Here is a 12,243-nt window from a genome sequence, read left to right as displayed (position 1 = left end):
GGCCCGCCCAACCCGCCCTGATCCAGCGGGAAGCGGCTGTCGGCCGAATTGTCGCGATTGTCGCCCATCAGGAACACATGGCCATCGGGCACCGTTACCGGGCCGAAACTGTCGCCATAGCTATATTCGATATCCGCCGTGTCATAGCTGACGCCGCCGGGCAGCGTTTCACGGTAGATGGCGATGCGGCAATATTGCTTGCCATCCTGCCCCTGCGTCAGCGCGCCGGGATAATGATCGGGCGCGCAGCGCGTATTGGCGTCGACCGGGATCATCCGGTCGCCCATCGCGCGGCGCGGCACGCCCACGTCGTTCAGGAACACCTGTCCCCCGCGGACTTCCACCATGTCGCCGGGCAGGCCGATGACGCGCTTGATATAATCGGTGCGCGATCCCGGCGGCGTCACGATCACCACATCGCCGCGCGCGGGCATTTGTCCGAACAACCGCCCCTCGATCGGCGGCAGCAGGTGGAAGGTCGGCGAAATGAACGAATAGCCATAGGGATATTTGGTCACGACCAGCCGGTCGCCGACCAGCAACCCCGGCAGCATCGATTCCGACGGGATGTAGAACGGCTTGGCGACAAAGCTGTGAAAGCCCAGCACCACCAGGATCAGCACCGCGATGCTCTTGACCTCGCCGATCCAGTCGGTGCCCTTTTTCGCGTCGGGCGTGTCCGGCGCGTCGGCGCCTTCGGGCTTCATCGTCAGTTCGTCGGGTGCCATCAGGCCTTGTTCTCCAGCGGCACCGCTTCGATGATGACGAACGCCTGCGCCCAGGGGTGATCGTCCGTCAGCGTCAGATGCACGCGCGGCAAGTGGCCACCCGGCACCATGGCGTCAAGCCTTGCCTTTGCGCCGCCGGTCACTTCCAGCGTCGGCGCGCCGCTCGGGCCATTGACGACGCCGATATCACGCATGAACACGCCCGCCTTGAATCCGGTGCCGACCGCCTTGGAAAACGCCTCCTTCGCGGCGAATCGTTTGGCCAGCGTGCCTGCGCGCGTAAATGGCCGCCGCGCCGCCTTGGCCTGTTCGACGGGCGTGAACACCCGGTCCAGAAACCGCTGCCCGAACCGGTCGAGCGAGTTCTGCACCCGCTCGATATTGCACAGGTCTGATCCGAGGCCGATTATCACCGCGCTTCGTCCATCAGCGCGCGCATCCGCCGCACCACAGGACCCAGCCCGTCGAAAATCGCCTCCCCGATCAGGAAATGGCCGATATTCAGCTCGCGAAGCTGCGGGATTGCGGCGATCGGCACCACATTGTCGAATGTCAGGCCGTGCCCGGCATGGACCTCGATCCCGTTCTTCGCGGCCAGCGCGGCGGCATCGGCGATGCGGCGCAACTCCGCCGTCTGTGCCTCGCCGTCCAGCTCGCAATATCGGCCCGTGTGCAATTCGACCACCGGCGCGCCCAGCTTCATCGCCGCCTCGATCTGTGCGGCATCGGGTTCGATGAACAGCGACACGCGAATGCCCGCCGCGCTCAGTTCCGCCACCATCGGCGCCAGCACCGCGAACTGGCCGGCCGCGTCCAGCCCGCCCTCGGTCGTGCGCTCCTCGCGCCGTTCGGGCACGATGCACGCCGCGTGCGGGCGGTGGCGGAGCGCAATGCCCAGCATTTCCGCCGTCGCCGCCATTTCCAGATTGAGTGGAATGGTCAGCTCGGCCGACAGCCGCTCGATATCGGCGTCCGTAATGTGTCGCCGGTCCTCGCGCAGATGCGCGGTGATGCCGTCCGCACCCGCCTCCGCCGCCAGCAGCGCGGCACGGACCGGGTCGGGATAGCCGCTGCCGCGCGCGTTCCGCACGGTCGCCACATGGTCGATATTGACGCCCAGGCGAAGGGAGCCGCTCATGCCTCCGCCCGGCTGCCGGGCTTGATCGCCGGGATCGCCGCCAGTTCGGGCGGCAGCGCGTCGGGCTGATAGGTCGGCACTTCAAGCCGGATCAGCGGGAAAAACGGCACGCCCAGGTCCGCCGTGCCGCCCGAACGATCGACCAGGCTCGCCGCCGCCACGACTTCACCGCCCGCCCGCGTAATCGCGGCAATCGCCTCCCGGCTCGACAGGCCGGTCGTCACGACGTCCTCCATCATCAACACGCGCTGTCCCGCATCCAGCCGGAATCCGCGGCGCAGCTCGAACACGCCTTCCGGCCGCTCCAGGAACATCGCCGGCACGCCCAGCGCGCGGCCCATTTCGTGCCCCGCGATCACGCCGCCCATCGCGGGCGACACCACGGCGCTGATCGACTCGCGGATGGCGGCGGGCAGGCGCGCCGCCAGCGCCTCGGCCAGTCGCGCGCCGCGCGCCGGGTCCATCAACACCCGCGCGCATTGCAGGTAACGCGGGCTGCGAAGCCCTGACGACAGGACGAAATGACCCTCCAGCAACGCGTCGGCGGCGCGGAACTCGGCCAGTATCTCCTCATCGGTCATGCATCGCGTCCTTCTCGTTTCGGCCTGTTGATTAGGGTCGCTGCGACCCGCCCGCAACCACTGGCCCAAAGAAGGGGCGCCACGGCGCTTGAGACTGGCTCAAAGCGTGCGTATAGGCCCCAGTTGACGTGCGTATGCGCGACGCCAAAGGCGCGATCATCGGCCGCGCGAAAAGATTGGGATGACCTGACACGATGCGGATAAAGGGAACAACCACACTGATGCTTGCGGGGTTGCTGGCGATGACCGGCACCGCGGTGGCTCAGGATGCCGCCACGCCGGAAGCGGCGCCCGTCGCTGCTGCGCCAACCGCCGCCGCCGATGCGCCGGCCGCGACGACGCTGTCGGCGCCCGCGCCGGGTGCGCCGGCCGAAGGGGCCGCGACCCCGGCCGATCCGACGCTCGACGCATCGGGCCAGCCGCTGCTGCGCGCGACCGACGGCGTCGGCCAGCCCAGCGACCGCGCGATCGGTATTCAGCCGCAGGCGACCGATCTGGGTGACGAGGCAAAATGGTTCCACAACGCCATCCTGCTACCGGTCATCATCATCATTTCACTGCTGGTGCTGGCGCTTTTGGCCTGGGTGGTCGTCCGCTATCGCCGCGCCGCCAATCCGGTGCCGTCGCGCACCAGCCACAACACGCTGATCGAGGTGATCTGGACCGCCGCGCCGGTCATCATCCTGGCGCTGATCGCGATCCCCTCGATCCGACTGCTCGCCGCTCAATATGAACCAGCGCCCGAAAATGCGGTGACGATCAAGGCGATCGGCAATCAGTGGTATTGGAGCTACGAATATCCCGACCATGGCGGTTTTTCGATCACCGCCAACATGCTGAAGGAACAGGGTGAGGTTCCCGCCGGTCAGCGTTTCCGCACCGATGCCGACGGCCCGCGCCTGCTGGCGGTTGACAACCGCATCGTGCTGCCGGTCGGCGTGCCGATCCGCCTCATTACCACCGCGAACGACGTGATCCACAGCTGGGCGATGCCGGCTTTCTGGGTCAAGCTCGACGCGGTGCCCGGACGGCTGAACGAAACCAGCTTCACCATTCGCGAGCCGGGCCTGTATTTCGGCCAGTGTTCGGAACTGTGCGGCGCGCGCCACGCCTATATGCCGATCGCGGTCGAGGCGGTTTCGCCGGCCGTCTTCGCACAATGGGTCGCGGCCAAGGGCGGCACGATGCCGGGTTCGGCCGCGCCCAGCACCGCGCCGGTTCCGCAGCCCGCGGCCGACATCGCCGACGACACCGCGACGCCGGTCGACGGCACCGGCCCCACCGTCAATGCCTCGGTCGAGGCAGTCACCACCAGCCAGTCTGCCGAAGGCGTCGCCGGCGGCAGCGGTCGGACGGAAAACTAAGTCATGACAGATACCGCACTCAACCCGCACGCCTTTCAGGCCCATGGCGATCATGGCCACCACCATGACGCCGCGCACGACCATCCGGGCTTCTTCGCCCGCTGGTTCATGTCGACCAATCACAAGGATATCGGCACGCTCTACCTGATCTTCGCGATCTTCGCGGGGATTGTGGGCGGCGCGATCTCGGGCCTGATGCGCGCCGAACTTGCTGCGCCGGGCATTCAGTATCTGCCGACCTGGGCGGCCATGATGTCGGGCGGCGACGTGACGTTCGACCAGGCGCTGAACCTGTGGAACGTGCTGATTACCGCGCACGGCCTCATCATGGTGTTCTTCATGGTCATGCCGGCGATGATCGGCGGCTTTGGCAACTGGTTCGTGCCCATCATGATCGGCGCGCCGGACATGGCGTTCCCGCGGATGAACAACATCTCGTTCTGGCTGTTGCCGCCGTCGTTCATGCTGCTGCTCGCCTCGCCCTTTTTCGGCGGCGGCGCGGGCACGGGCTGGACGGTCTATGCGCCGCTCTCGACCTATGGGTCGCAGGGTCCGGCGGTCGACATGGCGATCCTGTCGCTCCACCTGTCGGGCGCCAGCTCGATCCTGGGCGCGATCAACTTCATCACCACCATCTTCAACATGCGCGCGCCGGGCATGACGCTGCACAAGATGCCGCTGTTCGTGTGGTCGGTGCTTGTAACGGCCTTCCTGCTGCTGCTGGCACTTCCGGTGCTGGCCGCGGCGATCACCATGCTGCTGACCGACCGCAATTTCGGCACCACCTTCTACGATCCCGCGGGTGGTGGTGATCCGGTGCTGTACCAGCATTTGTTCTGGTTCTTCGGCCACCCCGAAGTCTACATCATGATCCTGCCGGGCTTCGGCATGGTCAGCCAGATCGTCGCTACGTTCAGCCGCAAGCCGGTGTTCGGCTATCTCGGCATGGCCTATGCCATGGTCGCGATCGGTGTCGTCGGCTTCGTCGTGTGGGCGCATCACATGTTCACCACCGGCCTTTCGGTGAACACCAAGATGTATTTCACCGCCGCGACGATGGTGATCGCGGTTCCCACCGGCATCAAGATCTTCTCATGGATCGCCACGATGTGGGGCGGTTCGCTCAGCTTCAAGACGCCGATGGTCTGGGCGATCGGCTTTATCTTCATGTTCACCGTCGGCGGCGTGACCGGCGTCGTCCTCGCCAATGGCGGCGTCGACGACTATATGCACGACACCTATTATGTCGTGGCGCACTTCCACTACGTCCTGTCCTTGGGGGCGGTATTCGCGCTGTTCGCCGGCTTCTATTACTGGTTTCCGAAAATGTCGGGCAAGATGTATTCGGAAGTGCTGGGCCAGCTTCACTTCTGGGTGTTCTTCATCGGCGTGAACGTGCTGTTCTTCCCGATGCACTTCCTCGGACTTCAGGGCATGCCGCGCCGCTATCCCGATTATCCTGACGCCTATGCTTATTGGAATCACATCGCCAGCGTGGGTTATGCGATCATGGCGATCGGCGTGGTGATCTTTCTGGTCAACGTGTTCTGGTCGCTGTTCGCGGGCAAGAAGGCCGGCGACAATCCCTGGGGTGAAGGCGCGACGACGCTGGAATGGACGCTGTCCAGCCCGCCGCCTTTCCACCAGTTCGAAACGCTGCCCGTCATCGAGGACAGCAAGCACCACTGATCGGGTGCAACGACAGGAAGCGAGAAGGGCGGTCCCGGCGGGGCCGCCCTTTTCAATTCGCGCAGCGGCGCAGCGCGCCGGGGGCTTGCGCCCCACGCAGCGATCGTCTCAACACCTTCCTCAGCGCCTGAGATGGGCGCACGCCCTGTGCGTCTCTGCGCGAGCAAATCCACGGCCGACGCCGTTAACGCACGTCTCTTCCCCCTCGCCGTGGTTGACGTTATGGGAAGCGATCATGGCTCCCGTCACACCCGGCCTTTCCGCGACTCCGCTCGTCGCCGACTGGCGCGATTTCCTCGCGCTGACCAAGCCCCGCGTGCTGACGCTGGTTGTCTTTACCGGTCTATGCGGCCTTCTTGCCGCGCCCGTGAGCATCCATCCGGTCATCGGCTTCACCGCGATCCTGTGCATCGCGCTGGCGGCCGGCGCGGCCGGCGCGCTGAATCAGTGGTATGAGGCCGATCTCGACCGACTGATGAAGCGGACTCAGGCCCGCCCGCTGCCTGCCGGACGGATGGAGCGTGACTCGGCACTGCATTTCGGGGTCGGTCTCGGGGGCTTCGCGGTCGTGCTGATGGGGTTGGCGACCAATTGGATCGCCGCGGCGATCCTGCTGGTGTCGATCCTATTCTACGTCCTGATCTACACGGTCTGGCTCAAGCGCCGCACGCCGCAGAACATCGTCATCGGCGGCGCCGCCGGCGCCTTTCCGCCGATGATCGGCTGGGCGGCCGCCAGCGGCGACGTCGCGCTGCTCCCCTTCCTGCTCTTCTCGCTCATCTTCCTGTGGACGCCGCCGCATTTCTGGGCGCTGGCGCTGTTCGTGAAGACCGATTACGCCAATGCCGGCGTGCCGATGCTGCCCGTCGTCGCGGGGGAACGCGCCACGCGGCGCCAAATCGGACTTTACACCCTTCCCATGATCGCGTGCGCGATCGCGCCCTGGCCGCTGGGCCTGACCGGCGCGATCTATGGCGCCACGGCGCTGGGCATGAGTGCCGTATTCGCGTTGCTCGCCGCCATCGTTACCTTTCGGTCCAGCGATGTGGCGATGAAGCCGGAGAAGCAATTGTTCAAATATTCGATCCTGTATCTGTTCGTGCTGTTCGGCGCGCTGGTCGCCGATCGCTGGGTGCTGGCATGACGCCCGAGGAACAGCGCATCATCCGCCGTCGCCAGCGCAGCCGCGCGCTGGTGCTGGGCCTGTTGCTCGGCGGGTTCGTGGTGCTGGTCTATGCGATCAGCATCGTGAAGATGACCGGGCAGTGAGGGGCTGATGGACCGCAAGACCCGCACAGCCCTGCTCGCGATAACGGGCGTTATCGGCATGACCGGCCTTGGCTTTGCCAGCGTGCCGCTCTACCGCGTCTTCTGTCAGGTCACGGGCCTTAACGGCACGACACAGGTCGCCGCCAGCGCCCCCGGCGCGGTTCAGGGCAAGATCGTCACCGTCGCTTTCGACAGCAATGTCAGCCGGGCGATGCCGTGGGCGTTCGCGCCTGAACAGCGCAGCGAACGCGCGGCGCTCGGCGCGCGAAAAATGGCGTTTTTCAACGCGAAGAACCTGTCGGATCAGCCGATCACCGGCACCGCCACCTTCAACGTGACCCCGGCGCAGGCGGGCAAATATTTCAGCAAGATCCAGTGTTTCTGTTTTTCCGAACAGACACTGAAACCGGGCGAGGAAGTGCGGATGCCCGTCGTCTATTTCGTCGACCCCGCGCTCGCCACCGATCCCGATACGCAATCGGTCGAGGAAATCACCCTCAGCTATACGTTTTACCCGGTGGATTCGGCGAAAAAGCCGGGCTAGAGCAAGGCCAACGAAGAACCGCCTGAACGGGCCAGAAGGACAGGGACCAGCGAATGGCCGGCGCCAAGAACCACGACTATCATATCCTGCCACCCAGCGCGTGGCCGATCATCGGCTCGTTTTCGGCGCTGGGCATGGCCGCGGGCGGCATCATGTGGATGCATGAAGCCGCGGGCGGCGGCTGGCTGTTCCTCGCCGGTCTCGCGGGCGTGCTGTTCACCATGTATTGCTGGTGGGCCGATGTCGTGCGCGAAGCACATGCGGGCGACCACACACCCGTTGTTCAGCTTCACCTGCGCTACGGCATGATCCTGTTCATCGCCTCGGAAGTCATGTTCTTCCTGGGCTGGTTCTGGGCATTTTTCGATTACGCGCTGTTTCCGGTGCCCGTGGAATATGCCGACGGCGCGGTGTCAGTGGTCGCGGATGCGGCGGCCTCATGGCCGCCCAAGGGGCTTGAGGTCATCAACGCCTTTGAATTTCCGCTGCTGAATACCTTCATCCTGCTGCTGTCGGGCACCACGCTGACCTGGTCGCACCATGCGATGATCCACAATCAGCGCGGCGGTGACAAGAAGGGTGTCTGGGGCCTGGTCGGCGTTGGCGACAATGACGGCGTGCTCAAGGGCTTGTGGCTGACCGTGCTGCTCGGCCTGCTGTTCAGCGGTATTCAGGCCTATGAATATGCCCATGCGCCGTTCGGTTTCGGCGGCTCGAACTACAGCTCGGCCTTCTACATGGCGACCGGGTTTCACGGCTTTCACGTCGCGGTCGGCACGATCTTCCTGATCGTCAATCTGGTGCGCGCCTATCGCGGCCACTTTACGCCGCGGCAACATTTCGGCTTCGAAGCGGCGGCCTGGTATTGGCACTTTGTCGACGTCGTCTGGCTGTTCCTGTTCGTCGTCGTCTATGTGTGGGGCGGCTGGGGCGCGCCGGCACACGGCTGATGCCGACTGGCGATCACGAGGCCGGCACACCGGGGCAACCGCCCCCGGTGGCGCCGGCCTCTCTTTTTGAGCAGGCGCGGCGCGGCCTTTGCCCGCGTTGCGGGGCGCCAACGCTGTTTGCCGGGCTGTTGCGGTTCGCGCCACGATGCCCGGCGTGCAACCTCGATTTCGACAGCTTCAACGTGGGGGACGGTGCTGCCGCGTTCCTGACGCTGGGCATCGGCACGATCATCACGATCCTGGGCATCGTCGTCGAACTGACCTTCGAACCCGCCTGGTGGGTGCATGTCGCCTTGTGGCTGCCGCTGACCATTGTTGCGGTGCTGGGCACGACACGCTGGACCAAGGCCGCGCTGGCCGCGCTCGAATATCGGAACAATGCCGGCGAAGGTCGCATCGAGCGCCGCCCGTGAAAAACCTGCCGATCGCCGCAACCCTTGTCGTGGCCCTTGCCGTCGCGGCGATGATCGGCCTGGGGCTGTGGCAACTCGACCGGCGTGAACAGAAGCGTGCGCTGATCGCCAGCTTCACGCGCAACGCCACGCTGCCAGAAACCGCCTTGTCACCCGCGCCCGTCCCCGACGCCAGCCTGTTCCGCCGCGTCCGCGCCACTTGCACCACCCCCGCCGCGCCGCGCCGCTCGGCCGGGCGCAGCGATGCCGGGGCCAGCGGCTATCGCTTTCTCGTCACCTGCCGCGAAGGGTTTGTGGTCGACCTGGGCGTCGCCGGCGATCCTCGGCTCACCCCGGCATGGGGCGGCGGCGCGGTGAATGGCGTGCTGACCCGCCCCCCCGATTCGACGTCGTTCATCCAGCGCCTGTTCGGGGCGCGGCCACAGCCGGTGGCGATGATCGTGCCGCCGCGCCCGCTGGCCGCCGGGCTGGCCGCCAGCCGGACGCCTGATCCCGCGAACGTGCCCGACAATCATCTGGCCTATGCCGTGCAGTGGTTCGCGTTCGCCGCGATGGCGCTGGTCATCTATGGTTTCGCGCTGCGCCGGCGCGGGCGATAGCGCAGCCACGCCGCGCGCAATCCCCACTTGGATTGCTCCGCCGCGCACAAGCGCCTAAGCGCACGGCCCATGCGGTATATCAGCACCAGGGGAAGCGCGCCGGTCCTCGATTTCGAGGGCGCGACGCTGGCGGGGTTGGCGAGCGATGGCGGGCTGTATGTGCCCGAATCCTGGCCGGTCATGACGCGCGACGACATCGCCGCGCTGGCCGGTCTCGATTATGTCGAAACCGCGGTTCGCGTGATGGCGCCGTTCGTCACGCCCAGTCTCTCGGAGGACGATCTTCGCACCCTGTGCACTGCCGCCTATAGCCGCTTTGCCCACCGCGCCATCACCCCGCTGGCGCAGCTCGACCACGATCAGTGGCTGCTTGAGCTGTTCCACGGCCCGACGCTTGCGTTCAAGGACGTGGCGCTGCAACTGGTCGGCCTGTTGTTCGAGCGGTTCCTGACCGGTTCGACCCAGCCGCTGACGGTCGTCGGCGCGACCAGCGGCGATACCGGCTCGGCCGCGATCGACGCGCTGGCGGGGCGTGCGGGCGTCGACATCTTCATGCTGCACCCGCATGGCCGCGTCAGCGACGTGCAGCGGCGGCAGATGACGACCGTGCTGGCCCCCAACGTCCACAATGTCGCGATCGAGGGCGATTTCGACACGGCACAGGCGCTGGTCAAGGCGATGTTCCGCGACCCGGCCTTCTCTGGCCGTTTCCGCTTGTCCGCGGTCAATTCGATCAACTGGGCGCGGTTGATGGCGCAGGTGGTCTATTATTTCTATGCCGCCGTCCGCCTCGGCGCGCCGGAGCGCGCGGTCGCGTTCAGCGTTCCGACCGGCAATTTCGGCGATGTTTTCGCGGGCTATGTCGCATCGCGCATGGGCCTGCCCATCGAACGGCTGGTGGTCGCCACCAACGTCAACGACATCCTGCACCGGGCGCTTTCGTCGGGCGATTATTCCTGCGGCACGGTGACACCGACGGTCACGCCGTCGATGGACATTCAGGTCAGCTCCAATTTCGAACGACTGCTGTTCGACCTGAACGGTCGCGACGGCACCGCGCTGTCGACACAGATGGCGGGTTTCGAATCAAGCCGGGCAATGCGCCTGACCAACGCCCAGTCGCAGGGGGCAAGCGGTCTGTTCACCAGCATGGCGGTGGACGAACCAGCGATGGCACAGGCGCTGCGCTGGGCGCATGACGGCGCGGGCCAGGTGCTCGACCCGCATACCGCCGTGGGCGTTGCCGCCGCGCTGGCGCACAAGGGCGACGGCCCGATGGTCACGCTCGCCACCGCGCACCCGGCCAAGTTTGGCGACGCGGTCGAACGCGCGACCGGCGTTCGCCCCACCCTGCCGGGTCGCGTCGGCGACCTGTTCGAGCGGGAGGAACGTTTCGACGTGCTGCCCGCCACCTTTGACGCCGTGGCCGACTTCATCGCCGGGCGGGCCAAGCCGCGCGTCTGATGGACCTCGTCACCCTCACCGGCGAACCCTGGGCCGATTACGGGCTGGTCGATTCGGGCCATGGCCGCAAGCTGGAACGCTATGGCCGTTTCCGCTTCATCCGGCCCGAACCGCAGGCGATGTGGGCGCCCGCTAGCGCCGACTGGCGCGCCGATGGCGAGTTCATTCCCGGCCCGGACGAGGATGGCGGCGGCCGCTGGCAATTGTCGGGCGATGTGCCGCACGGCGGCTGGCCGCTATCGTGGCGCGAGGTCAGGTTCACCGCCACCAACACCCCCTTCCGCCATCTGGGCTTCTTCCCCGACATGGCCCCCGTGTGGGACTGGATGCGCGGCCGGATCAACGGCGCCGACGATCCCGAATGCCTCAACCTGTTCGGCTATACCGGGGTCGGCACGCTGGCGCTGTCGGCGGCGGGCGCGCGCATGGTGCATGTCGACGCATCCAAGAAATCGGTCGAAGCGGCGCGCGGCAACGCGGCGCTGTCAGGAATGGCCGACCGCCCGGTGCGCTGGCTGGTCGAGGATGCGGGCAAGTTCGTCGCACGCGAAGTGCGCCGCGACCGTCGCTATGACGGCATCATCCTCGATCCGCCCAAATGGGGCCGCGGACCCAATGGAGAGGTCTGGAAGCTGGAGGAAGGGTTGCCCGGCCTGATCGCCGATTGCCGCCAGTTGCTGGATGCCGACTCGCGCTTCCTGTTCCTGACCGTCTATGCCGTCCGCCTCTCGGCGCTGGCGATCGGCGAGTTGGTGCGCCAGCACTTCGCCGACCTGCCCGGCACGGTCGAAGCGGGCGAGCTGACCGTGCGGGAGGAATCGCGCGGGCTGATGCTGCCGACCGCCATCTTCGCCCGCTGGTCGCGCGATTAAGCCACTGGCGCCCGGCGCGGAGCCTGCCATTCTGGGCCGTTGATGGAGGACCAGATGACCACGCACACCGCTCAATCGTTGAACACCTGCTGGCGACCGCTGATGTGGGCAGGGATCGCGGCGCTATACCTCGTCCCCGTCATCGCCATGCTGACGACGCGCCGGATGGCGTGGACCGGCTTCGACTTTGCCGCGGCCGCCGTGCTGCTGGGCGGCATGGGGCTGGCGATCGAACTGGTCGCGCGCACCGTTCGCGGCAGCCGCCTGCGCCTGGTGCTCTGCGCGGCAATCGTCATGCTGGTATCGCTGTTGTGGATCGAAGGGGCGGTCGGCATTTTCACCTAGAAGCCGTATCAATCGCGACTCATCCGCATCGCCGCCCCCGCGACAAACGGCCCGCCGGCCAGCAGCAGCAGCGATACCGCGCCCAACAGCCTGAGCGCCCCCGGCCCCTCGCCCGCGCCAAAGATCAACAGCGGCAGCGCCAGCGGCAGCATGATGAGGCCCGCCACCGCCCCGCCGCCGCGCAGACCCGCCGTCAGCGCCCCCGTCGCGACCGCCAGCGCCGCCAACCCCGGCGTGCCGATCGCAAGGCCCATCAGCACCCGCACCAGCGTCGCGCCGTCCATGCC

The 12,243-nt window shown here is 66.5% G+C and carries 16 protein-coding genes; 11 read left to right on the top strand and 5 right to left on the bottom strand.

The features are described from left to right. The 4 genes from lepB to pyrE form a co-directional block, all read right to left on the bottom strand. The coding region (gene lepB, locus VL973_RS11115) for a signal peptidase I (protein WP_325284088.1) at window positions 1-728 on the bottom strand (728 nt) is incomplete at its 3' end. Next, the gene (gene acpS, locus VL973_RS11110) at window positions 728-1,141 is read right to left on the bottom strand and encodes a holo-ACP synthase (protein ID WP_325284087.1); all 414 of its coding nucleotides are present in this window, start codon (window positions 1,139-1,141) and stop codon (window positions 728-730) included. The genes acpS and lepB, both read right to left, overlap by 1 nt. Next, complete coding sequence (locus VL973_RS11105; protein ID WP_325284086.1) at window positions 1,138-1,866, bottom strand: pyridoxine 5'-phosphate synthase; 729 nt, start codon at window positions 1,864-1,866, stop codon at window positions 1,138-1,140. Before VL973_RS11105 ends, acpS begins: the two co-directional genes overlap by 4 nt. Continuing rightward, window positions 1,863-2,447, bottom strand: a complete 585-nt coding sequence (gene pyrE, locus VL973_RS11100; protein ID WP_325284085.1) for an orotate phosphoribosyltransferase — start codon at window positions 2,445-2,447, stop codon at window positions 1,863-1,865. The genes VL973_RS11105 and pyrE overlap by 4 nt, the downstream gene beginning before the upstream one ends. A gap of 221 nt (window positions 2,448-2,668) precedes the next feature. Between pyrE and coxB the strand changes: the two genes are divergently transcribed. The 11 genes from coxB (at window position 2,669) to VL973_RS11045 (ending at window position 11,956) form a co-directional block, all read left to right on the top strand. Beyond that, window positions 2,669-3,811: a cytochrome c oxidase subunit II gene (gene coxB, locus VL973_RS11095; protein WP_325284084.1), complete on the top strand. Its 1,143-nt coding sequence runs from the start codon at window positions 2,669-2,671 to the stop codon at window positions 3,809-3,811. A gap of 3 nt (window positions 3,812-3,814) precedes the next feature. After that, entirely contained in the window at window positions 3,815-5,500 is a 1,686-nt protein-coding gene (gene ctaD, locus VL973_RS11090) for a cytochrome c oxidase subunit I (protein WP_325284083.1), read from the top strand. 235 nt (window positions 5,501-5,735) lie between these two features. Beyond that, on the top strand, window positions 5,736-6,644 hold the full coding sequence (locus VL973_RS11085; protein WP_325284082.1) for a heme o synthase: 909 nt from the start codon (window positions 5,736-5,738) through the stop codon (window positions 6,642-6,644). Further along, entirely contained in the window at window positions 6,641-6,769 is a 129-nt protein-coding gene (locus tag VL973_RS11080) for a hypothetical protein (RefSeq protein WP_325284081.1), read from the top strand. Before VL973_RS11085 ends, VL973_RS11080 begins: the two co-directional genes overlap by 4 nt. Before the next feature lie 7 nt (window positions 6,770-6,776). Beyond that, entirely contained in the window at window positions 6,777-7,313 is a 537-nt protein-coding gene (locus tag VL973_RS11075) for a cytochrome c oxidase assembly protein (protein ID WP_325284080.1), read from the top strand. Between the two features lie 53 nt (window positions 7,314-7,366). Beyond that, window positions 7,367-8,263 (top strand): cytochrome c oxidase subunit 3, encoded by an 897-nt coding sequence (locus VL973_RS11070; RefSeq protein WP_325284079.1) that lies wholly within the window; start codon window positions 7,367-7,369, stop codon window positions 8,261-8,263. Window positions 8,264-8,391: 128 nt separating this feature from the next. Beyond that, a complete protein-coding gene (locus VL973_RS11065) occupies window positions 8,392-8,676 on the top strand; it encodes a DUF983 domain-containing protein (protein WP_325284078.1) in 285 nt (94 codons plus the stop codon). Beyond that, complete coding sequence (locus VL973_RS11060) at window positions 8,673-9,275, top strand: SURF1 family protein (RefSeq protein ID WP_325284077.1); 603 nt, start codon at window positions 8,673-8,675, stop codon at window positions 9,273-9,275. Before VL973_RS11065 ends, VL973_RS11060 begins: the two co-directional genes overlap by 4 nt. A 69-nt stretch (window positions 9,276-9,344) precedes the next feature. Then, on the top strand, window positions 9,345-10,739 hold the full coding sequence (gene thrC / locus VL973_RS11055) for a threonine synthase (protein WP_325284076.1): 1,395 nt from the start codon (window positions 9,345-9,347) through the stop codon (window positions 10,737-10,739). Continuing rightward, entirely contained in the window at window positions 10,739-11,611 is an 873-nt protein-coding gene (locus VL973_RS11050; protein WP_325284075.1) for an RsmD family RNA methyltransferase, read from the top strand. Before thrC ends, VL973_RS11050 begins: the two co-directional genes overlap by 1 nt. A gap of 54 nt (window positions 11,612-11,665) precedes the next feature. Beyond that, on the top strand, window positions 11,666-11,956 hold the full coding sequence (locus tag VL973_RS11045) for a hypothetical protein (RefSeq protein ID WP_325284074.1): 291 nt from the start codon (window positions 11,666-11,668) through the stop codon (window positions 11,954-11,956). Between the two features lie 8 nt (window positions 11,957-11,964). On the opposite strand, the gene VL973_RS11040 is transcribed toward VL973_RS11045, so the two are convergent. Beyond that, window positions 11,965-12,243, bottom strand: a 279-nt coding sequence (locus tag VL973_RS11040) for a heme exporter protein CcmB (protein ID WP_325284073.1), incomplete at its 5' end; no start/stop codon positions are given.

This window comes from Sphingomonas sp. (assembly GCF_035490575.1).
In the GTDB taxonomy this organism is placed as follows: domain Bacteria; phylum Pseudomonadota; class Alphaproteobacteria; order Sphingomonadales; family Sphingomonadaceae; genus Sphingomonas.
Note: the sequence above shows the minus strand (reverse complement) of the source record. Positions and strands in the feature narration are given on the sequence as shown.

Excerpts from the sequence above, each read along its gene's own strand:
- ctaD (WP_325284083.1), top strand. The coding sequence starts at position 3,815 with ATGACAGATACCGCACTCAACCCGCACGCCTTTCAGGCCCATGGCGAT.
- thrC (WP_325284076.1), top strand. The coding sequence starts at position 9,345 with ATGCGGTATATCAGCACCAGGGGAAGCGCGCCGGTCCTCGATTTCGAG.
- pyrE (WP_325284085.1), bottom strand. The coding sequence starts at position 2,447 with ATGACCGATGAGGAGATACTGGCCGAGTTCCGCGCCGCCGACGCGTTG.
- VL973_RS11075 (WP_325284080.1), top strand. The coding sequence starts at position 6,777 with ATGGACCGCAAGACCCGCACAGCCCTGCTCGCGATAACGGGCGTTATC.
- VL973_RS11050 (WP_325284075.1), top strand. The coding sequence starts at position 10,739 with ATGGACCTCGTCACCCTCACCGGCGAACCCTGGGCCGATTACGGGCTG.
- VL973_RS11080 (WP_325284081.1), top strand. The coding sequence starts at position 6,641 with ATGACGCCCGAGGAACAGCGCATCATCCGCCGTCGCCAGCGCAGCCGC.
- VL973_RS11070 (WP_325284079.1), top strand. The coding sequence starts at position 7,367 with ATGGCCGGCGCCAAGAACCACGACTATCATATCCTGCCACCCAGCGCG.
- VL973_RS11105 (WP_325284086.1), bottom strand. The coding sequence starts at position 1,866 with ATGAGCGGCTCCCTTCGCCTGGGCGTCAATATCGACCATGTGGCGACC.
- VL973_RS11085 (WP_325284082.1), top strand. The coding sequence starts at position 5,736 with ATGGCTCCCGTCACACCCGGCCTTTCCGCGACTCCGCTCGTCGCCGAC.
- VL973_RS11045 (WP_325284074.1), top strand. The coding sequence starts at position 11,666 with ATGACCACGCACACCGCTCAATCGTTGAACACCTGCTGGCGACCGCTG.
- coxB (WP_325284084.1), top strand. The coding sequence starts at position 2,669 with ATGCTTGCGGGGTTGCTGGCGATGACCGGCACCGCGGTGGCTCAGGAT.